A 21,225-nucleotide genomic window follows, 5' to 3' on the forward strand; every position below is an offset into this window, starting at 1 on the left:
CGGGACGTCCTCAGGGGTGATCCGGGCCGGTCAGACCGTCAGCGAGCGGTCCGTCGGGCGGATCGGGGCCGGCAGCGAGCTGGCTCCGGTGAGGTAGCGGTCCACGCCGCGGGCGGCGGAGCGGCCCTCGGCGATGGCCCACACGATGAGGGACTGGCCGCGACCGGCGTCGCCGGCGACGAACACGCCATCGACGTTGGTGGCGAAGTCCGCGTCGCGGGCGATGTTACCGCGCTCGTCGAGGTCCAGACCAAACTGGGCGACGAGGCCGTTCTGCACGTCGGTGCCGGTGAAGCCCATGGCGAGCGTGACGAGCTGGGCGGGGATCTTCCGCTCCGTGCCCGGCTTCTGGGTCAGCTTGCCGCCGACGAACTCGACCTCGACGAGGTGGAGGAACTGGACGTTGCCGTCCTCGTCGCCCTCGAAGTGGGTGGTGGAGACGGAGTAGACCCGCTCGCCGCCCTCCTCGTGCGCCGAGGTGACCTTGTACAGCATGGGGAAGGTCGGCCAGGGCTGGCCGGCGTTCCGGTCCTCGCCCGGCTTGGGCATGATCTCCAGCTGCGTGACCGAGGCCGCGCCCTGGCGGTGGGCGGTGCCGACGCAGTCGGCGCCGGTGTCGCCGCCGCCGATGACGACGACGTGCTTGCCCTCGGCGGTGATCGGCGGGGCCACGAAGTCGCCCTCGACGACCTTGTTGGCCAGCGGCAGGTACTCCATCGCCTGGTGGATGCCGTTCAGCTCCCGGCCCGGGACGGGCAGGTCGCGGGCGGTGGTGGCGCCGGCGGCGATGACGACCGCGTCGTACCGGTTGCGGAGCGCGGTGGCCGGCATGTCGCGGCCGATCTCGACGCCCGTGCGGAACTTGGTGCCCTCCGCGCGCATCTGCTCGATGCGGCGGTTGATGTGCCGCTTCTCCATCTTGAACTCGGGGATGCCGTAGCGGAGCAGGCCGCCGATGCGGTCGGCGCGCTCGTAGACGGCGACCGTGTGGCCGGCCCGGGTCAGCTGCTGGGCGGCGGCGAGACCGGCCGGGCCCGAGCCGATGACGGCGACGGTCTTGCCGGAGAGGCGGTCGGGCGCCTGCGGCTTGACGTCACCCCCGTCCCAGGCCTTGTCGATGATGGAGACCTCGACGTTCTTGATGGTCACGGCCGGCTGGTTGATGCCGAGCACGCACGCGGACTCGCAGGGCGCCGGGCAGAGGCGGCCGGTGAACTCCGGGAAGTTGTTGGTGGCGTGCAGGCGCTCCTGCGCCGCCGACCAGTCCTCGCGGTAGGCGTAGTCGTTCCACTCGGGGATGAGGTTCCCGAGGGGACAGCCGTTGTGGCAGAACGGGATGCCGCAGTCCATGCAGCGTCCGGCCTGCTTGCTGATGATCGGGAGCAGGGAGCCGGGAACGTAGACCTCGTTCCAGTCCCTGACGCGCTCGCTCACCGGTCGGGTCTGGGCGACTTCACGCCCGGTGGTCAGGAAGCCCTTGGGGTCAGCCATGGGACGCAGCCTCCATCATCTTCTCGGTGGTCTCGGTCTCGGAGAGACCGGCGAGCTCAGCGGCGTCCTTGGCGGCGAGCACTGCCTTGTACGTGGTGGGGATGATCTTGCTGAACCGGTCCGCGTTGGCGTCCCAGTCGGCGAGGAGCTTCTCGGCGACCGTCGAGCCGGTCTCCTCCTGGTGGCGGCGCACGACCTCGTGCAGCCACGCCTTGTCGGAGTCCGACAGGGTCTCGATCGCGCCCAGGTTGCCGGAGTTGACGTTGTCCCGGTCGAGGTCGACGACGTAGGCGACGCCGCCGGACATGCCGGCCGCGAAGTTGCGTCCGGTCTCGCCGAGGACGACCGCCGTGCCGCCGGTCATGTACTCGCAGCCGTGGTCGCCCACGCCCTCCGAGACGACCAGGGCGCCGGAGTTGCGGACGCAGAAGCGCTCGCCGGTACGGCCCCGCAGGAACAGCTCGCCGCCGGTGGCGCCGTAGCCGATGGTGTTGCCCGCGATGGTGGAGTACTCGGCCAGGTGGTCGGCGCCCCGGTCGGGGCGGACGATCACGCGGCCGCCGGAGAGGCCCTTGCCGACGTAGTCGTTGGCGTCGCCCTCCAGGCGGAGGGTGACACCGGCCGGAAGGAAGGCGCCGAAGGACTGGCCGGCGGAGCCCGTGAAGGTGATGTCGATGGTGTCGGCCGGGAGGCCGGCGCCGCCGAACTTCTTCGTCACGTGGTGGCCGAGCATGGTGCCGACGGTCCGGTTGATGTTGCGGATCGCGACCTGGGCGCGGACCGGCTGGGCCTCCTCGGCGGAGGCGGCGTTCAGGGCCTCGGCGGCCAGCTGGATCAGCTGGTTGTCGAGGGCCTTCTCCAGGCCGTGGTCCTGCTCGGTCCGGGCGTGGCGGACCGCGCCCTCGGCGAGCTCGGGGACGTGGAACAGCGGCTCGAGGTCGAGGCCCTGCGCCTTCCAGTGCGTGACCGCGCGGCTGGTGTCGAGGATCTCTGCGTGGCCGACGGCCTCTTCCAGGGTGCGGAAGCCCAGCTCGGCGAGGAGCTCGCGGACCTCTTCGGCGATGAACTCGAAGAAGTTGACGACGAATTCGGGGTTGCCGGAGAACCGCTCGCGCAGCGCCGGGTTCTGGGTGGCGATGCCGACGGGGCAGGTGTCCAGGTGGCAGACGCGCATCATGACGCAGCCGGAGACGACGAGCGGCGCGGTCGCGAAACCGAACTCCTCGGCGCCGAGCAGCGCGGCGATGACGACGTCACGGCCGGTCTTGAGCTGGCCGTCGGTCTGGACGACGATCCGGTCGCGGAGGCCGTTGAGCAGCAGGGTCTGCTGGGTCTCGGCGAGGCCGAGCTCCCAGGGGCCGCCCGCGTGCTTCAGGGAGGTCAGCGGGGAGGCGCCCGTACCGCCGTCGTGGCCGGAGATGAGGACGACGTCCGCGTGGGCCTTGGAGACACCGGCGGCGACCGTGCCGACGCCGACCTCGGAGACCAGCTTCACGTGGATGCGGGCGACCGGGTTGGCGTTCTTGAGGTCGTGGATCAGCTGGGCCAGGTCCTCGATGGAGTAGATGTCGTGGTGCGGCGGCGGCGAGATGAGGCCGACGCCGGGCGTCGAGTGACGCGTCTTGGCGACCCACGGGTAGACCTTGTGGCCGGGCAGCTGGCCGCCCTCGCCGGGCTTGGCGCCCTGCGCCATCTTGATCTGGATGTCGTCCGCGTTGACCAGGTACTCGCTGGTGACGCCGAAGCGGCCGGAGGCGACCTGCTTGATCGCGGAGCGGCGCTCGGGGTCGTACAGGCGCTCCGGGTCCTCGCCGCCCTCACCGGTGTTGGACTTGGCGCCCAGCCGGTTCATGGCGATGGCGAGGGTCTCGTGCGCCTCCTGGGAGATGGAGCCGTACGACATGGCGCCGGTGGAGAAGCGCTTGACGATCTCGGAGACCGGCTCGACCTCGTCGAGCGGGATCGGGGTGCGGCCCTCGGCGGCGAAGCCGAAGAGGCCGCGGAGCGTCATGAGGCGCTCGGACTGCTCGTTCACCCGGTCCGTGTACTGCTTGAAGATGTCGTACCGCTTGGTGCGCGTGGCGTGCTGCAGGCGGAAGACGGTCTCCGGGTCGAACAGGTGCGGCTCGCCCTCGCGGCGCCACTGGTACTCGCCGCCGATCTCCAGGGCGCGGTGCGCCGAGGGGACGCCGGAGACGGGGTACGCCTTGACGTGGCGGGCGGCGACCTCCTTGGCGACGACGTCGAGACCGGCGCCGCCGATCTTGGTGGCCGTGCCGTGGAAGTACCTGGCGACGAAGGCCTCGTCGAGGCCGACGGCCTCGAAGACCTGGGCGCCGCGGTAGGAGGCGACGGTGGAGATGCCCATCTTGGACATGACCTTGAGGACGCCCTTGCCGAGCGCGTAGATCAGGTTCCGGATGGCCTGCTCGGGCTCCAGGCCCTCGATGAAGGTGCCGGCGCGGACCAGGTCCTCGACGGACTCCATCGCGAGGTACGGGTTGACCGCCGCGGCGCCGTAGCCGATGAGGAGGGCGACGTGGTGGACCTCGCGGACGTCACCGGCCTCGACGAGCAGACCCACCTTGGTGCGCTGCTTGGTGCGGATGAGGTGGTGGTGGACGGCCGAGGTGAGGAGCAGCGAGGGGATCGGCGCGTGCTCGGCGTCGGAGTGCCGGTCGGAGAGCACGATGAGGCGGGCGCCGCCCTCGATGGCGGTGTCGGCCTCGGCGCAGATGGCCTCGATGCGGGCGGCGAGGGCCTCGCCGCCGCCGGAGACGCGGTAGAGGCCGGAGAGCGTGACGGCCTTCATGCCGGGCATGTCGCCGTCGGCGTTGATGTGGATGAGCTTGGCGAGCTCGTCGTTGTCGATCACCGGGAAGGGCAGGGTGACGCTGCGACACGACACGGCGGTCGGGTCGAGCAGGTTGCCCTGGGGGCCGAGCGAGGAGCGCAGGCTCGTCACGAGCTCTTCGCGGATCGCGTCCAGCGGCGGGTTGGTGACCTGCGCGAAGAGCTGGGTGAAGTAGTCGAAGAGCAGCCGCGGGCGGGCGGACAGGGCCGCGATCGGCGAGTCCGTGCCCATGGAGCCGATCGGCTCGGCACCGAGGCGGGCCATCGGGGCGAGGATGACGCGGAGCTCTTCCTCGGTGTAGCCGAAGGTCTGCTGGCGGCGGGTGACCGAGGCGTGGGTGTGCACGATGTGCTCGCGCTCGGGGAGGTCGGAGAGCTCGATCTCGCCGGTCTCCAGCCACTCCGCGTACGGGTTCTCGGCGGCGAGGCCGGCCTTGATCTCGTCGTCCTCGATGATGCGGTGCTCGGCGGTGTCGACGAGGAACATCTTGCCGGGCTGGAGGCGGCCCTTGCGGACGACCTTGGCGGGGTCGATGTCGAGGACGCCGACCTCGGACGAGAGGACGACGAGGCCCTCGTCGGTGACCCAGTAGCGGCCGGGGCGCAGACCGTTGCGGTCGAGGACCGCGCCGACCTGGACGCCGTCGGTGAAGGTGACGCAGGCCGGGCCGTCCCAGGGCTCCATCATCGTGGAGTGGTACTGGTAGAAGGCGCGGCGGGCCGGGTCCATGGAGTCGTGGTTCTCCCACGCCTCGGGGACCATCATCAGGACCGCGTGCGGCAGCGAGCGGCCGCCGAGGTGGAGGAGCTCCAGGACCTCGTCGAAGGAGGCGGAGTCGGAGGCGTCCGGGGTGCAGATCGGGAAGATCCGCGACAGGTCCTTGCCCTCGCCGAAGACGTCGGAGACGAGCTGGGCCTCGCGGGCCGTCATCCAGTTCCGGTTGCCCTTGACCGTGTTGATCTCGCCGTTGTGGGCGACGAAGCGGTACGGGTGGGCCAGCGGCCAGCTCGGGAAGGTGTTGGTGGAGAACCGGGAGTGGACGAGGGAGACGGCGGAGGCGAAGCGCCGGTCCGACAGGTCCGGGAAGAAGGGCTCCAGCTGCCCGGTGGTGAGCATGCCCTTGTAGACGACGGTGCGGGCGGAGAGCGACGGGAAGTACGTCGCCGCCTCGCGCTCGGCCCGCTTGCGCAGGACGAAGGCCTTGCGGTCGAGGACGATGCCGGTGGCCGTACCGTCGGCGTCCGCGACGAAGAGCTGGCGGAAGACCGGCATGGTGGCGCGGGCGGAGGCGCCGAGGAGCTCGGGGGCGACGGGGACCTCGCGCCAGCCGAGGACGGTGAGGCCCTCTTCGGCGGCGATCGCCTCGATCCGCGAGACGGTCTCGTCCGTGCCGTCCTCGGGGAGGAAGGCGATGCCGACGGCGTAGGCGCCGGCCTCGGGGAGCTCGAATCCGGCGACCTCGCGGAGGAAGGCGTCCGGGACCTGGAGCAGGATGCCGGCGCCGTCACCGGAGTCGGGCTCGGAGCCGGTGGCGCCGCGGTGCTCGAGATTGCGCAGAACGGTCAGCGCCTGCTCGACCAGCGCGTGGCTGGCAACACCGGTGAGGGTGGCCACGAACCCGACACCGCAGGCGTCGTGTTCGTTACGGGGGTCGTACATCCCCTGCTGAGCGGGGCGACCGTCCATGGGCGACCAGGCGTCGGAACGCATCGGCTCTCCCGTCGTCGTCGTGGCATGTGCGATGCCGGGGACGACGTTGGCCCTGGCGAAATTTCGTGCAGGTTACATGATGCCGCGCTTCTCGCGAAGCGGATACTTCGTTCCAGCATGCGGACAATCATCAACACGAGGGTGCGGCGACAGAGGACTGCCCCGCGAGGATGGATCAGAAGGAAGGACGGGCTTCGTTGCCCGGGGGACGCTCATGCCGTGGTTTGTCATTCCCGTTGGTCACGAGTTCGAAACCGCCGGGTAACCGGCTACATATGTGGCGTCCCGCATAGTGTCTCACCGCTACGGCGGATCGGACCAGGGATATACGTCACAACTCTTCTGAGGCTTACGTCCCGAAATCGCTCCCCGAAATGCCGGAGAGGCCCCTTTTGGGGGCCTCTCGGTGATGCGTACGGGTACGGAATCCGTACCCCTTCCTCGGTCTACAACGCGGCACCCAGGAGCATGCCCAGCCCGTACGTGACGGCCGCCGCGGCGCCACCCAGGACGAGCTGCCGCATGCCGCTGAAGAACCAGCCGCGCGCGGTCACCCGGGCCACCAGCGCGCCGCAGGCGAAGAGCCCGAGGAGCGCGAGCAGGACGGCGGGCCAGAGCGCCGTGGCGCCGAGGAGGTACGGCAGGACGGGCAGCAGCGCGCCGAGCGCGAAGGAGCCGAAGGACGAGACGGCCGCGACGACCGGCGAGGGCAGGTCGTCCGGGTCGATGCCGAGCTCCTCGCGGGCGTGGATCTCCAGCGCCTGCTCCGGATCGCGCGAGAGCTGCATCGCGACCTCGCGGGCGAGGGCGGGCTCGACGCCCCGGGACACGTACAGCGCGGCGAGCTCCTCCATCTCGTCGATCGGGTGCTTGCGCAACTGGCGACGCTCGACGTCCAGTTCGGCCTGGACGAGCTCGCGCTGCGAGGCGACGGAGGTGTACTCGCCGGCCGCCATCGAGAAGGCACCGGCGGCGAGGCCCGCGAGGCCGGTGATGACGACGGTCTGCGAGGAGACGGCGCCGCCGGCGACACCGGTCATGAGGGCGAGGTTGGAGACCAGTCCGTCCATCGCGCCGAAGACGGCGGGTCGCAGCCAACCGCCGTTCACGTCACGGTGGGTGTGGTTGTCGCGGTGGGCCTCGTGCAGTGGCGCCTGAGCTTCGATGATGGACATGGTTCTCCCCTCGTTCCGGCGGGCCGGGTTGCACCCGCCGCCCCCAACACCGTCGAAAATACGCCCGATGTAAGGGGCCCGCCAGCAAGGCAGGCCGTACTTACTAAGGCCTGCCTCAGTGGAGTTGACGGTCCGGACACCCGTCTGGCGAGGCGTCAGGCGGGTGACAGAGACGTTTCTTCCGCGCGTTCGGGCCGGGCGGTGGCACAGATCCAGGCATCGGGGCGCCGACCGCGCGCCCCACCCGAGGAAGGGGCCACGAGATGGTGACCACCACGGCATGCGACACGCGTGAACGGGCGAGGGGAGCGCTCCTCGGCCTCGCCGTCGGCGACGCGCTCGGCGCGCCCGCCGAGAACATGCGCCCTTCCGAGATCCGCCGCCGCTGGGGCCGCATCGAGGGCTTCGTCGCGGAGAACCCGGCCGGCACGGACGACACCGAGTACGCGATCTTCTCGGCGCTCCTTCTCGCCCGGCACGGCTCGGCGTTGACCGTCCACCACGTCGAACGGGCCTGGCACCGCTGGATCGCCGACCTCGACGAGGGGCCGTTCCGGGGAGCGGGCTTCTCGGAGCGCGGGACCCTCGAGAACCTCCGCCGGGGCCTCGCGGCGCCCATCTCCGCCCAGCACCGCCACGCGTGGAGCGACGGGCTCGCGATGCGCGCGGCGCCCTTCGGCGTCTACGCCGCGGGACGCCCGGCGGAGGCGGCCCGGCTCGTCGCGATCGACGGCAGCGTGAGCCACGAGGGCGAGGGGATCTACGGCGGCCAGGCGGTGGCGGCGGGCGTGGCGGCGGCGATGGCCGGCGCGACCGTCACCTCGGTCGTCGCCGCGGCCCTCTCCGTGATCCCCATGGACTCCTGGACGGCCCGTTCCCTGCGGCGGGCCGTGGTGGCGGCCCGGCGCGTCCAGCCCGACCCGCTGACCCGCGAACGCGAGGTCCGCTCGGCGGTCGTCATCGGCGGCTACCCCTGGACCGACCTCGCCCCCGAGGCCGTGGGGCTCGCCTTCGGCGCCTTCGCGGCGGCGCGCGGCGACTTCCGCACGGCGGTCCTCACCGCGGTCAACATGGGCCGCGACGCGGACACGACGGCGGCGGTCGCGGGCGCGCTGTCCGGCGCGTTCGGCGGGGTGAACGCGATCCCGTCCGACTGGGCCGCGGCCATCGCCCCCGTGACGGGCAGCTGCCTCCCCTCGATGCGCGGCCACCACGTCCTGGACATCGCGGACCTCCTCACGGAAGAGACGAACGCCCGATGACCACGAACCCGACTCCCCCCGAGAACCGAACCCCGGGCCCCACCACCGAGACCCCGCCCCGCACCCCCACCGCGGGCCCCGGTGCCGCCGCTGCGGGCAGTCGTCCCGCAGGGCGGGACGGGTGGGCACGGCACCCGTTGCCGGACACCGGCTCCTCGCGCCTCGACCGGCGGGACCACCCCGCGCTGCCGGGTACGGGCCCGCAGGGCCTGCTCGTGCCGGACCGCCCCCGGGCGCCGGGCGCCGGCGACGAGGGCCCCGCCCCGCAGGGGCGACGCGCCACGCGCGACGCCGTCGAAGGCCTCCTCCTCGGCATCGCCGCAGGCGACGCCGCCGGCTGGCCCGCCGCCCGCCACCGCGCCTCCCGCATGCCCGAATGGACCCGCCGCCTCACCCGCGAGCTCGACACCTTCGCGGAGCAGAACGCCACCACCACCCTCCCCGTCCCCATCGCCCTCAACCAGCCCCCGGAGCCCCTCCGCCTCGGCCCCTCCGACGACGCCGAGTGGGCCGCCTTCACCGCCGAGGCGATCCTCACCGCCTCGGGTCCGGCCTTCGCCGGCCTGCCCCCCGACCGCCGCCTCCGCGCCGCCGTCGACCTCGCCTGGAACGCCCTCGCGGGCCAGGTCGCCGCCGCCGCCGACCGCGCCCCCGAGGTCGAGTCCGCGGTCCTCCCCCTCCGTGCCCGGATCTCCGTCCGGGCCGGCCTCGGCAACCTCGCCACCGGTCTGCGTCCGCCCGCCACCGGCCACGACAATCCGCACTACTTCGACGACGCCGCCTGCGTCCGCGCCGCCGTCCTCGCGGTCGTCCACCCCGGCGACCCCCGCGCCGCCGCCGAACTCGCCGAGTTCGACGCCCGGTACACCCAGGACGGGGACGGGGTCCACGGCGCCCGCGCCACGGCCGCCGCCGTCGCCGCCGCCCTCGCGGGGGCCTCGGCCGACGAGGCCGTGGAGGCCGCGCTCGCCGAGCTCCCGCCCGTCACCGAGATCGGCCGCAACGCCCGGTACGCGGTGAAGCTGGCCCGTACCGCCGCCTCCGCCTTCGAGCTGGTCCCCCTCCTGGAGCACCAGATCGTCGACCACGTCTACAGCTACGGCATCGCCGCCGCCGAGACCGTCCCCGTCGCCCTCGCCCTCACCACCGCCGCCCGCGGCGAGATGACGGCCGCGGTCCCGGCCGCGGCCTGCCTCTCCCGGGTCGCCGACTCCGCCCCCGCCCTCGTCGGCGCGCTCACCGGCGCGCTGGGCGGCGGCCGTTCGGTCCCGGGGACCTGGCGGGACGCCTGCCGGACCCTGGCCGGCTGCGCGCTGCCCCGTCTCGCCGGTACGGATCTGGTGGAACTCGCCGGGATCCTCGGAGCCACGGAACCGGCCACCCCAGGTGGACAATTCCGGCATGACAGACAGAACGTCACCTCCTCTGGATGACCGGATCACCGGAAGCCTCCTCGGGGCCGCCGTCGGCGACGCGCTCGGCGGCCCCGTCGAGGGGTACGCCCCCCAGCAGATCCTGGAGCGTCACGGCGGCCGGGTCACCGGCATCGTCGGCCCCTGGAACGGCGACGCGTGGCGCACCGCCCGCCCCATCGCGCCATACCACAAGGGCGACGGGCACGTCACCGACGACACCTTGATGACGCACGCGCTGATCCGGGTGTACGAGAAGGTCCGCGACCACCTGGACGCGTACGCGGTCGCGGAGCACCTCGTCCCCGAACTCACCACCACCCCCGTCTGGATCCCGGAACTGGAGGCGGAGGCCCTCCCCCTCCAGCGGATCTTCCTCGCCGAGAAGTGGCTCGTGGCCCGGCTCCACTACGGCCACGTGGACCCGCGCGAGGCCGGCAACGGCAACATCGTCAACTGCGGGGCCGCGATGTACATGGCGCCGGTGGGCCTGGTGAACGCCGCCCACCCGGCCGCCGCGTACGCCGAGGCCATCGACGTCGCGGGCGCGCACCAGTCCTCGTACGGACGGGAGGCGGCGGGCGTCTTCGCGGCGGCGGTCGCGGCGGCGTGCGCACCGGGCGCGACGCCGCGCTCGGTCGTGGACGCGGCCCTGTCCCTGGCGAAGGACGGCACCCGCGCCGCCATCGAGGCCGTGGCCGAAGTGGCGGGCCGGCACACGGACTTCGAGTCCGCCCTCGCCCCGGTCCGCGAGGCGGTCGCCCCCTTCGACTCGGTCGGCCCCGACTACCGCTCCCCCTCGCTCGGCGCCCGCCGCCCCTCCCGCCTCCACGCGATCGAGGAGCTGCCGGTCGCGCTCGGCATGCTGCTGGTCGGCGAGGGCGACTTCCGGCGTACGGTCCTGGGCGCGGTCAACTACGGCCGTGACTGCGACTCGATCGCCACGATGGCGGGCGCGATCGCCGGCGCGCTGCACGGCGAGGCGGCGGTGCCGGCGGAGTGGGCGAAGCGGGTGGCCGAGGCGAGCCGCCTGGACCTGCACGCCCCGGCGCGGGCGCTGACGGCGGTCGCCCAGGAGGTCCACGCCCGGGACACGGCCCACCGCCGCGCCCACGAGTCGGCCTTCGCCGCCCTGACGGGCACGGTCCGGTGACGCTCCGCCTGACCTGGGTCCAGCCGGAGGACCTGGTGGGCCACGAGCTCCGCCAGGCGGCGGAGGACGGCCGCGACGCGTCCGCCCTGGCGGCCCGCTGGACGGCGGCGGGCGGCCACCCGGCCCCGGCGACGGCGGGCGCCTCCCCGCTCCCCCGCCCGGACCTCCGCCCCCTGGCCCTGGAACTCCTGGACGCCCTGACCGCCCTCCCCGCCCCCGCGCCGCCCCAGGAGCCCTCCGCCCTGAAGGACATCCAGTCCCTGACGGCCCCGGCCGCATCCCCGCCGACGGCAACCGTCCCCTCGCGCCCGAACCCTCAGGGCACTCCCCCGCCAGGAGCCCCCTGCGCGTCGCGCGAAGCGGCGACGCGCCCGGGGCACGGGGCCGCGACACCCCCGGGGTACGGGGCCGGAGCCCCCGGTCAGCCCTCGTGCGGATCACCGGGGGCCCCGGGGGCCGGGGGCGGAGCCCCAGCTCCCGCCAGGGTTCCGGGAAGGGGCGAGGCGGAGGAAGGCACCGCCCTGCGCGACCGGCTGCACGCCGCCTGGCTCGGCCGGGCCGTCGGGTGCCTCCTCGGCAAGCCCGTCGAGAAGCTCCCCCTCCCCGCCATCCGCGCCCTCGCCCGCGCCACCGGCAACTGGCCCCTCCGCACCTGGTTCACCGCCCGCGGTGTCCCTCCCGAGCTGCTCGCCGCCCACCCCTGGAACCGCCGCTCCGCCGCGACCTCGCTCGCCGAGAACATCGACGGCATGCCCGAGGACGACGACCTCAACTACCCCCTCCTCAACCTCCTCCTGCTCCAGCGGTACGGCCGCGGCTTCACCACCGCCGACGTCGCCCGCCTCTGGCTCGACGAGCTCCCCGCCGGCCGCACCTTCACGGCCGAGCGCGTCGCCTACCGCAACCTCCTCGACGGCGTCGAACCCCCGCTGACCGCCCTGCACCGCAATCCCTTCCGCGAGTGGATCGGCGCCCAGATCCGGGCCGACGTCCACGGCTGGACGCACCCCGGTGACCCGGTCGCCGCCGCCGCGCAGGCCCACCGGGACGCGGCCCTCACCCACACCGCCAACGGCGTCTACGGCGCCATGTTCGTCGCGGCCACCGTCGCCACCGCCGCCACCGGCACCGCCGACGTGCACCGGGCGCTCGCCGACGGCCTCGGGGTGATCCCCCCGGACTCCCGGCTCGCCCGTGCCGTCCGCCTCGGCATCACGTCCGCCCGCGCGACACCGGACTTCGACACGGTCGTGGACCGGCTCCACGCCGCCCTCGGCGGGTACCACTGGGTGCATGCCGTGCCCAACGCCGCCCTCCTCGCCGCCGCCCTCACCCACGCCGACGGGGACTTCACCCGCTCCGTCTGCGCGGCGGTGTCCGGCGGGTGGGACACGGACTCGAACGGCGCCACCGCCGGCTCCGTCGCCGGGCTGCTCGCCGGTCACCCCGACCGGCTGCCCGAGCGCTGGACCTCCCCCCTCAAGAACCGTCTGGCGACCTCGGTCGCGTCCTTCGACGGCATCGGCTTCGACACCCTCGCCGAACTGACACTCCTGGAGGCTGTACGCCCATGACCGGCATCGTCGTACTCGGCAGCACGAACATGGACCTCGTCGCCTACGTGCCGAGGGCCCCGGCCCGGGGCGAGACCGTCACCGGCCGCGCCTTCCGCACGATCCCCGGCGGCAAGGGCGCCAACCAGGCCGTCGCCGCCGCCCGGGCCGGCGCCGAGGTGGCGATCATCGGCGCGGTCGGCGCCGACGACTTCGGCACCCGCCTCCGGGCCAACCTGGAGCACTGCGCCGTCGACACGGACCTCCTCCGCACCGTCGAAGGCCCCTCCGGCACCGCCCACATCGTCGTCGACGACGAGGGCGGCAACGCGATCGTCGTCGTCCCCGGCGCCAACGGCACCGTCACCTCCCTCAGCCACGGCGACGAGGCCCTCATCGGCACCGCCGACTGCCTCCTCCTCCAGCTCGAACTCCCCCTCTCCGTCGTCGTCGAGGGCGCCGTGACCGCGCGCCGTCTCGGCGTCCGCACCGTGCTGACCCCCGCCCCCGCCCAGCGCCTCCCCGCCGAACTCCTCGCCGCCACCGACCTCCTCGTCCCCAACGAGCACGAGGCCGCCGCCCTCACCGGCCTCACCGACCCCCGCGCCGCCGCCCTCGCCCTGCTGCGGGACGTCCCCGAGGTCGTCGTCACCCTGGGTGCCGCCGGCAGCCTGTACGCGGCCCGCGGCACCGAGCCGCTGACCGTCCCCGCGCCCCGCGTCACGGCCGTGGACACGACCGCCGCCGGGGACACCTTCGTCGGCGCCCTCGCGGTCGCCCTCGGCGAGCGCCGCCCCGTCCCGGAGGCCCTCGCCTGGGCGCAGGCCGCCGCCGCCCTCTCCGTACAGCGCGAGGGGGCGTCGACCTCGATGCCGTACCGGACCGAGATCGAGGCGGCCTTCGGCCCCCTCACCGCCCAGGAGGCCGACGCCGTATGACCGCGCCCACCCCGTCCACGCACACCCCGTCCGCGTCCGCCCCCTCCCCGTCCCCCGCCCCCGTGCCCTCGCCCCTCCACGGGCTGCGCGTCCTCGACCTCGCGACCCTCTTCGCCGGTCCCCTCGCCGCCACCCTCCTCGGCGACTTCGGCGCCGACGTCGTCAAGGTCGAGCACCCCCGCAGGCCCGACCCGTCGCGCGGCCACGGCCCCGCGAAGGACGGCGTCGGTCTGTGGTGGAAGGTCCTCGGCCGGAACAAGCGGAACATCACCCTCGACCTCTCCTCGCCGGGCGGCCGCGAGACCCTCCTCGCCCTCGCGACCGAGGCCGACGTGATCGTCGAGAACTTCCGCCCCGGCACCCTGGAACGCTGGGGCCTCGGCTGGGAGGAGCTCTCCGCCGTCAACCCGCGTCTGGTCCTCGCCCGCGTCACCGGCTTCGGCCAGTTCGGCCCGTACGCCCGCCGCCCCGGCTTCGGCACCCTCGCCGAGGCGATGAGCGGCTTCGCCGCCATCACCGGCGAGCCCGACGGCCCGCCCACGCTGCCCCCCTTCGGCCTGGCCGACTCCATCGCCGCCCTCGCCACCGCCTACGCCGTGATGACCGCGCTCACCGCGAGGAACACGACCGGCCGCGGCCAGGTCGTCGACATGGCGATCATCGAACCGATGCTCTCCGTCATCGGACCCCACCCCCTCTGGTACGACCAGCTCGGTTACGTCCAGCCCCGCACCGGCAACCGCTCCCGCAACAACGCCCCGCGCAACACCTACCGGACCGCCGACGGCTCCTGGGTCGCCGTCTCCACCTCCGCCCAGTCGATCGCCGAGCGCGTCCTCCGGCTCGTCGGCCGCCCCGAGCTCGTCGACGAGCCGTGGTTCGCCGACGGCACCGGCCGGGCCGCGCACGCGGACGTCCTGGACGAGGCCGTCGGGGACTGGATCGCCCGGCACACCCGGGACGAGGCCATGGCCGCCTTCGAGAAGGCGGAGGCCGCCATCGCCCCGGTCTACGACGTCCGGGACGTCCTCGACGACCCGCAGTTCCGCGCGCTCGACACGGTCACCGAGGTCCAGGACCCCGAGCTCGGACCGATCAGGATGCAGAACGTCCTCTTCCGGCTCTCCGAGACGCCCGGCGCGATCCGCTGGGCCGGCCGCCCCCACGGCGCCGACACCACCGCCGTCCTCGCCGAACTCGGCCTCACCCCCGCCGAGATCGACACCCTCCGCACCCAGGGAGCGGTATGAGCGGCACGGAGCTGCCACGCACCCCTCTCACCTGGCTGTACGCCCCCGGAGACCGCCCCGAGGTCGTCCGCAAGGCACTCGCCTCCGGCGCCGACGTCGTCATCGTCGATCTGGAGGACGCCGTCGCCCCGCACCGCAAGGCATACGCCCTCGACGCCACGGTCGACCTTCTCGCCGACCCCGACTCCCACCCCGTCCCGGTGCACGTCCGCGTCCACACCGCGCGCGACATCCCCACCCTGGCCCCTCTCCCCGGCCTCCGCGGCCTTCGTGTACCCAAGGTGACACACGCCACTGACATCCACCGGATCGCGGACCTCGCCCCCGGTCTCCCCCTCTACCCGCTCCTGGAGAACGCCCTCGCCGTGGAGCAGGCGTACGCCATCGCCACCGCCCGGCCGTCGGTCCGCGGCCTCGCGCTCGGCGAGGCCGACCTCCGCGCCGACCTCGGCGTACGGAACGACGCCGGGCTCGACTGGGCGCGCGGCCGCGTGGTCGTCGCGGCCCGCGCCGCCGCGCTCCCGCCCCCCGCCCAGTCGGTCCACCCCGACGTCGGCGACCTCGACGCGCTCGCCGTCGACTGCGCCCGGGGCCGCTCCCTCGGCTTCCTCGGCCGGGCGGCGATCCACCCCCGCCAGCTGCCCGTCATCGAACGCGCCTACCTCCCCACCCCCGAGGAGGTCGACGCGGCCCGCGAGGTGGTCGAGGCGGCCGCGTCCGGCGGCCACGGCGCCCAGGCCCTCCCGGACGGCCGCTTCGTCGACGCGGCCGTCGTCGAGGGCGCCCACCGGGTCCTCGCCCTCGCGTCCCGTACGGCCTGGGCCTGACCCCGTCCACGCGCGACACGGGAAAGGGCCACCGGAACCGAGTGGTTCCGGTGGCCCTTCCGATGTCGGGAACGACGGGGGCGGTCAGCCCTTGGCGGCCGACCCGGCGCCGCTGTCGGCACCCTTGTCCGCGTCCTCCCCGGAGTCCTTCGCGGAGCCCTCCTCCGAGGCCTTCGCGGAGTCCTTCGCGGAGTCGCCCTCCACCGAGTCCTCCACCGCGTCGACCGGCGCCCCGCCGTCCTCCGCGCCGTCCTCCGCGGCGTTCTTCGCCGCGGCAGCCTTCGGCTCCACGACCTCCTCGCGTCCCGGACGCACCCGCGCCGAGATCACGATGTAGGCCACGGCGAGCAGGAAGACGACGATCGCCGTCCACACGTTCAGGCGGAGGCCCAGGACGTGGTGCGCCTCGTCGACGCGCATGTACTCGATCCAGCCGCGGCCCGCGCAGTACGCGGCGACGTACAGCGCGAAGGCGCGGCCGTGGCCGAGCTTGAAGCGGCGGTCGGCCCAGACGACGAGGGCGGCGACGCCGACGCACCAGAGCGACTCGTACAGGAAGGTCGGGTGGTAGAGCCCGGCCTCGCGGTTCGCGCTCTCGGTGATCTTCAGGGCCCAGGGAAGGTCGGTCGGCTTGCCGTAGAGCTCCTGGTTGAACCAGTTGCCCCAGCGGCCGATGGCCTGGGCGAGGGCGATGCCGGGCGCGATGGCGTCCGCGTACGCCGGGAGCGGGATGCCCCGGCGGCGGCAGCCGATCCAGGCGCCGACCGCGCCGAGCGCGATGGCGCCCCAGATGCCGAGGCCGCCCTCCCAGATCTTGAAGGCGTCGACCCAGTCCTGACCCTCGCTGAAGTACAGCTGGTAGTCGGTGACGACGTGGTAGAGGCGTCCGCCCACGAGGCCGAAGGGCACCGCCCAGACGGCGATGTCGGCCACGGTGCCGGCGGTGCCGCCCCGGGCGATCCAGCGCTTGTTGCCGTACCAGACGGCGACGAAGACACCGATGATGATGCAGAAGGCATAGCCGCGCAGCGGGATCGGTCCGAGGTTGATCACGCCGGTCGACGGGCTGGGAATGTAGGCAAGGTCCATGGCAGGACCGACGCTACCTTGCCGGGCGGGCGGGGCGGCAGCCCACCCGGCAACGTATGGGTAACTAACCCGCCGAGGGAGCGGTCGACGCCGAGGCGGAGGCCGCCGGGGCCGAGGGGGTGGCCGTGCCGGGCTTCTTGCCCTTGTTGGCCTCGGCGACCCACTTCTTCAGGTTCTCCGGGGAGATCTGCTCGTTCCCCTTGGTCGGGAAGATCGACTCCCCGTTGAGCAGGACGGTCGGGGTGCCGCGGAAGCCGCCGCTCTGGAAGGCCTCGTTCGACTTCTGCACCCAGCTGTCGTGGGTGCCGTCGTTCACACAGCTGCGGAAGGAGTCCGTGTCCAGCCCCGGCACCTTCGCGGCGAGCTCGATCAGCTTGCTGTTCTTGCCGAAGGCGTCGTCGGTCTCCGGCGGCTGGTTGCTGTAGAGCGTGTCGTGGTACGCGGTGAACTTGCCGGCGTCCTGCGCGCACCCGGCGGCGTTGGCCGCGCGGAGGGAGCCGCTGCCGCCCATGTTCCCGTCGATGAGGGTGGCGAGGTGGTACTCGGCCTTGAGCGCGCCCGAGGCCTCCAGCTCGTGGATGGTGTCCCGCATGACGGTCTCGAACTGGGCACACGCCGGGCAGCGGAAGTCCTCCCAGATCGCGAGCGTCGACGGCGCGTCCGTCTTCCCGGTGGGGACGGCCGGCTTGTCGCCCTCGATGGAGCCCGTCGGATAGACGACGGGGCCCGCCTTGTCCGATCCGCCGTCGTCGCCGCTGTTCGCCGCGATCACGCCGACGACGGCGGCGAGGCCGAGGACGCCGACCACGGCCGCCGACACGACGAGGACACGCCGCTGCTTGGCGCGGGCCTTCTCGCGCTCGCGCTGCTGCTGGAGGCGCTCCCGCGCGCTCCCCTTACCGTCACCACGGTTCTTCTCACTCACGCCCACAGCAACGAACCGGGGAGGCACGTGCGTGCCTCCCCGGTCACAGATCCACCCGAATGGGCGAAGGAGCTACGAAACGCGGCGTACGCCCGCCGCGAGTTCGGCCGCCAGTTCCCGTACGGCGGCGAGTCCCTTGGCCTCGTCGCCGTCGGCGTCGAGGATCCGCTGGACGAAGGCCGAGCCGACGATGACGCCGTCGGCGAAGCCGGCGACCTCCTTGGCCTGGGTTGCGTTGGAGACGCCGAGGCCGACGCACACCGGCAGCTCCGAGGTCGCGCGGGTACGGCGCACGAGGTCGGCGGCCTGCTCGCCGACCGACTCGCGGGTGCCGGTGACGCCCATGAGCGAGGCGGCGTAGACGAAGCCGGAGCCGGCCGCCGTGATGGTGGCGAGGCGCTCGTCCTTGCTGCTGGGCGCGACGACGAAGACGGTGGCGAGACCGCGCTTGTCGGCGTGCTCGCGCCAGACGGCGGACTCCTGGACCGGCAGGTCGGGCAGGATGCAGCCGGCGCCGCCGGCCGCGGCGAGCTCCTCGGTGAAGCGCTCGACGCCGTACCGGTCGATCGGGTTCCAGTACGTCATGACGAGGACCGGCTTGCCGGTGGCCTCGTGGGCCTCCTTGACCGTCCGCATGACGTCGGCGATCTTGACGCCGCCGCGCAGGGCGATGTCGTCGGCGGTCTGGATGACGGGCCCGTCGAGGACCGGGTCGCTGTGCGGGAGCCCGACCTCGACGACGTCGGCGCCGCCGTCGAAGACGGCCTTGATCGCCGCGATGCCGCCGTCGACGGTCGGGAAGCCGGCCGGGAGGTACGCGATGAGCGCGGCCCGGTCCTCGGCCTTCGCCCTGGCCAGGGTGGAGCTGAGCAGCTGGATGTTCCCGGTGGTCACTTGGAGCCCCCCTCGGCGCCGTTGTCGTACAGACCGAAGTAGCGGGCGGCCGTGTCCATGTCCTTGTCGCCGCGCCCGGAGAGGTTGACGAGGAGCAGGCCGTCCTTGCCGAGCTCCTTGCCGACCTCCAGGGCCCCGGCGAGGGCGTGCGCCGACTCGATGGCCGGGATGATGCCCTCGGTACGGGAGAGCAGGCGCAGGGCCTGCATGGCGGCGTCGTCGGTGGCGGCGCGGTACTCGCCGCGACCGCTGTCCTTGAGGTACGCGTGCTCGGGGCCGATGCCCGGGTAGTCGAGGCCGGCCGAGATCGAGTACGGCTCGGTGATCTGGCCCTCGTCGTCCTGGAGGACGTACGACCGCGAGCCGTGCAGGATGCCGGGCTCACCGGCGGTGAGGGTGGCCGCGTGCTCGCCGGTCTCGACGCCGTGGCCGGCCGGCTCGACGCCGATCAGGCGCACACCGGCGTCGGGCACGAAGGCGTGGAAGAGGCCGATGGCGTTCGAGCCGCCGCCGACGCAGGCGACGGCCGCGTCGGGGAGGCGGCCGGCGCGCTCCAGGATCTGGCGGCGGGCCTCGACGCCGATGACGCGGTGGAAGTCGCGGACCATGGCGGGGAAGGGGTGCGGGCCCGCGACGGTGCCGAACAGGTAGTGGGTCCTGTCGACGTTGGCGACCCAGTCGCGGAACGCCTCGTTGATGGCGTCCTTGAGGGTGCGGCTGCCGGACTTCACGGCGATGACCTCGGCGCCGAGCATCCGCATGCGGGCCACGTTGAGGGCCTGGCGCTGGGTGTCGACCTCGCCCATGTAGATGGTGCAGTCGAGGCCGAAGAGGGCGCAGGCGGTGGCGGTGGCGACGCCGTGCTGGCCGGCGCCGGTCTCGGCGATGACGCGCGTCTTGCCCATGCGCTTGGTCAGGAGGGCCTGGCCGAGCACATTGTTGATCTTGTGGGAGCCCGTGTGGTTGAGGTCCTCGCGCTTGAGGAACACGCGGGCGCCGCCGGCGTGCTCGGCGAAGCGGGGGACCTCGGTGAGGGCGCTCGGGCGGCCCGTGTAGTTGACCATGAGGTCGTTGAGCTCGCGGGCGAACTCCGGGTCGGCCTTGGCCTTCTCGTACTCGACGGCCACCTCGTCGACGGCGGCGACGAGGGCCTCGGGGATGAACTTGCCGCCGTAGGCGCCGAAGTAGCCCTCGGGGCTGGGGACCTGACCCTCAGGGTCGGGGATGAAGAACTCGCTGATGGACATGCGGATGCTCCTCGCGGGGCGGGGCCCCGGGATGTGTGCGGTCGATGGTCACCGTATGCGCGCGACCTCGCCCCGCCACCGCCACCGCGCCCTGCGGGCCGCGCCCGCCGTTGCGTCGCGGGCCGCGCTCACCGCCGTGTGGGCAGTCGTCCCGCTGGGCCGGGGTCCCCCTTGCTCGGAGAGCTCGGGGGCTCTCCGAGCAGGGGGGACCCCCGGCCCAGCGCGGAACGACTGCCCACAACGAAACGACGGTGCCGCCGCTTGGCGTTGGTGGTGGTGTCAGAGAGTGCGCGAGACGCGCGGGCGCCATCGCATGCCGTTGACCTGGCCCGGCTCGGAGCCGATCACGTACCGGACCCGGCGGCCGTGGACACGGCGGGCGGGCGCGCGGCACCCGCGCGGCCGGCAGCCCCTGGCCAGCGGGGCGTGCTTGGCGACGGGAGCCGCGGCGGTACGGAGCCGTCCGCGGCGCCCCGCGACGTCCGCGGGCACGACCGGGCCGCCCGGGGCACTGCCCTGGGCGGTCGGCGTGGCACGGCGCGCGGTCGACGTCATCGGGGTGGGTCAGCCCCGCCCGTGGCGCAGGGCCGGGTGCGCACCGGCGGCGACGAGGTCGGCGACGGCCGCCTTCGGGTCGCGCCCGGTGACGAGGGACTCGCCGACCAGGACGGCGTCGGCGCCCGCGTTGGCGTAGGCGATGAGGTCGTGCGGACCCCGGACGCCGGACTCGGCGATCTTGACGATGCCGGCCGGGATCTCGGGGGCGACGCGCTCGAAGGTGGTGCGGTCGACCTGGAGGGTCTTGAGGTTGCGCGCGTTGACGCCGATGATCCGCGCGCCCGCGTCGACGGCCCGCTCGACCTCTTCCTCGTCGTGGACCTCGACCAGCGGGGTCAGGCCGATGGACTCGGCGCGCTCGATGAGGGAGACCAGCGCCTCCTGCTCCAGGGCGGCGACGATGAGGAGCGCGAGATCCGCTCCGTACGCCCGGGCCTCCCAGAGCTGGTACGCGGTGACGATGAAGTCCTTGCGCAGGACGGGGATGTCGACCCGGGCGCGCACGGCCTCCAGGTCGGCGAGGGAGCCGCCGAAGCGGCGCTGTTCGGTGAGGACGGAGATGACGGCCGCGCCGCCCGCCTCGTAGTCCGCGGCGAGTCCGGCAGGGTCGGCGATGGCGGCGAGCGCCCCCTTGGACGGGCTGGAGCGCTTGACCTCGCAGATCACCTTGACGCCGTCGCCGCGCAGTGCGGCGACGCCGTCCTTGGCCTGCGGCGCCTTGGCGGCGCGCTCCTTGAGCTCGTCGAGGGTGACCCGCGCCTGCCGCTCTGCGAGGTCGGCGCGCACGCCGTCGATGATCTCGTCGAGCACACTCACGCGAGGGGCCCCCTTCCGGGACGGTGATGCTGGTGAACAACCAAGTTGAGCCATGTCGATCCTATCCGCAG

The 21,225-nt window shown here is 73.4% G+C and carries 16 protein-coding genes; 7 read left to right on the forward strand and 9 right to left on the reverse strand.

What is annotated here, in order from left to right; all coding sequences use genetic code 11:
- Nucleotides 1-30: 30 nt before the first annotated feature.
- The 3 genes from AB0G79_RS16950 to AB0G79_RS16960 all read right to left on the reverse strand — a co-directional run bounded on the left by AB0G79_RS16950 (nt 31) and on the right by AB0G79_RS16960 (nt 7,230).
- Complete coding sequence (locus tag AB0G79_RS16950; protein ID WP_360806997.1) at nt 31-1,491, reverse strand: glutamate synthase subunit beta; 1,461 nt, start codon at nt 1,489-1,491, stop codon at nt 31-33.
- Entirely contained in the window at nt 1,484-6,055 is a 4,572-nt protein-coding gene (gene gltB / locus AB0G79_RS16955; protein ID WP_360806999.1) for a glutamate synthase large subunit, read from the reverse strand. Before gltB ends, AB0G79_RS16950 begins: the two co-directional genes overlap by 8 nt.
- A gap of 446 nt (nt 6,056-6,501) precedes the next feature.
- Nucleotides 6,502-7,230: a VIT1/CCC1 transporter family protein gene (locus AB0G79_RS16960; RefSeq protein ID WP_360807001.1), complete on the reverse strand. Its 729-nt coding sequence runs from the start codon at nt 7,228-7,230 to the stop codon at nt 6,502-6,504.
- Between the two features lie 263 nt (nt 7,231-7,493).
- Between AB0G79_RS16960 and AB0G79_RS16965 the strand changes: the two genes are divergently transcribed.
- Genes AB0G79_RS16965 through AB0G79_RS16995 form a run of 7 tightly spaced genes read left to right on the forward strand, consistent with a single transcriptional unit; the run spans nt 7,494 to nt 15,625 of the window.
- Nucleotides 7,494-8,492: an ADP-ribosylglycohydrolase family protein gene (locus tag AB0G79_RS16965; RefSeq protein ID WP_360807003.1), complete on the forward strand. Its 999-nt coding sequence runs from the start codon at nt 7,494-7,496 to the stop codon at nt 8,490-8,492.
- Nucleotides 8,384-9,925 (forward strand): ADP-ribosylglycohydrolase family protein, encoded by a 1,542-nt coding sequence (locus AB0G79_RS16970; RefSeq protein ID WP_360807078.1) that lies wholly within the window; start codon nt 8,384-8,386, stop codon nt 9,923-9,925. The genes AB0G79_RS16965 and AB0G79_RS16970 overlap by 109 nt, the downstream gene beginning before the upstream one ends.
- The gene (locus AB0G79_RS16975; RefSeq protein ID WP_360807005.1) at nt 9,894-11,057 is read left to right on the forward strand and encodes an ADP-ribosylglycohydrolase family protein; all 1,164 of its coding nucleotides are present in this window, start codon (nt 9,894-9,896) and stop codon (nt 11,055-11,057) included. The genes AB0G79_RS16970 and AB0G79_RS16975 overlap by 32 nt, the downstream gene beginning before the upstream one ends.
- A complete protein-coding gene (locus tag AB0G79_RS16980) occupies nt 11,054-12,631 on the forward strand; it encodes an ADP-ribosylglycohydrolase family protein (RefSeq protein ID WP_360807007.1) in 1,578 nt (525 codons plus the stop codon). Before AB0G79_RS16975 ends, AB0G79_RS16980 begins: the two co-directional genes overlap by 4 nt.
- Nucleotides 12,628-13,548, forward strand: coding sequence for a ribokinase (rbsK, locus tag AB0G79_RS16985; RefSeq protein WP_360807009.1), 921 nt, complete (start codon nt 12,628-12,630; stop codon nt 13,546-13,548). The genes AB0G79_RS16980 and rbsK overlap by 4 nt, the downstream gene beginning before the upstream one ends.
- Entirely contained in the window at nt 13,545-14,798 is a 1,254-nt protein-coding gene (locus AB0G79_RS16990; RefSeq protein ID WP_360807011.1) for a CoA transferase, read from the forward strand. Before rbsK ends, AB0G79_RS16990 begins: the two co-directional genes overlap by 4 nt.
- The gene (locus tag AB0G79_RS16995; RefSeq protein ID WP_360807013.1) at nt 14,795-15,625 is read left to right on the forward strand and encodes an aldolase/citrate lyase family protein; all 831 of its coding nucleotides are present in this window, start codon (nt 14,795-14,797) and stop codon (nt 15,623-15,625) included. Before AB0G79_RS16990 ends, AB0G79_RS16995 begins: the two co-directional genes overlap by 4 nt.
- Nucleotides 15,626-15,709: 84 nt before the next feature.
- Here the strand turns inward: AB0G79_RS16995 and lgt are convergent, their stop codons facing one another.
- The 6 genes from lgt to trpC form a co-directional block, all read right to left on the reverse strand.
- Entirely contained in the window at nt 15,710-16,714 is a 1,005-nt protein-coding gene (lgt, locus tag AB0G79_RS17000) for a prolipoprotein diacylglyceryl transferase (protein ID WP_360807015.1), read from the reverse strand.
- A 64-nt stretch (nt 16,715-16,778) separates the two neighbouring features.
- Nucleotides 16,779-17,639, reverse strand: a complete 861-nt coding sequence (locus AB0G79_RS17005) for a thioredoxin domain-containing protein (protein WP_360807017.1) — start codon at nt 17,637-17,639, stop codon at nt 16,779-16,781.
- A 72-nt stretch (nt 17,640-17,711) separates the two neighbouring features.
- Nucleotides 17,712-18,533 carry a tryptophan synthase subunit alpha gene (gene trpA, locus AB0G79_RS17010; RefSeq protein ID WP_360807019.1) on the reverse strand — a complete coding sequence of 274 codons (822 nt, stop codon included), beginning with the start codon at nt 18,531-18,533 and terminating at the stop codon, nt 17,712-17,714.
- Nucleotides 18,530-19,780: a tryptophan synthase subunit beta gene (trpB, locus tag AB0G79_RS17015; RefSeq protein WP_360807021.1), complete on the reverse strand. Its 1,251-nt coding sequence runs from the start codon at nt 19,778-19,780 to the stop codon at nt 18,530-18,532. Before trpB ends, trpA begins: the two co-directional genes overlap by 4 nt.
- Nucleotides 19,781-20,059: 279 nt before the next feature.
- Nucleotides 20,060-20,335 carry a hypothetical protein gene (locus AB0G79_RS17020; RefSeq protein WP_360807082.1) on the reverse strand — a complete coding sequence of 92 codons (276 nt, stop codon included), beginning with the start codon at nt 20,333-20,335 and terminating at the stop codon, nt 20,060-20,062.
- 9 nt (nt 20,336-20,344) lie between these two features.
- The gene (gene trpC, locus AB0G79_RS17025; protein ID WP_360807023.1) at nt 20,345-21,154 is read right to left on the reverse strand and encodes an indole-3-glycerol phosphate synthase TrpC; all 810 of its coding nucleotides are present in this window, start codon (nt 21,152-21,154) and stop codon (nt 20,345-20,347) included.
- Between the last annotated feature and the right edge of the window lie 71 nt (nt 21,155-21,225).

It is taken from the genome of Streptomyces sp. NPDC020807 (assembly GCF_040641575.1).
Classification (GTDB): domain Bacteria; phylum Actinomycetota; class Actinomycetes; order Streptomycetales; family Streptomycetaceae; genus Streptomyces.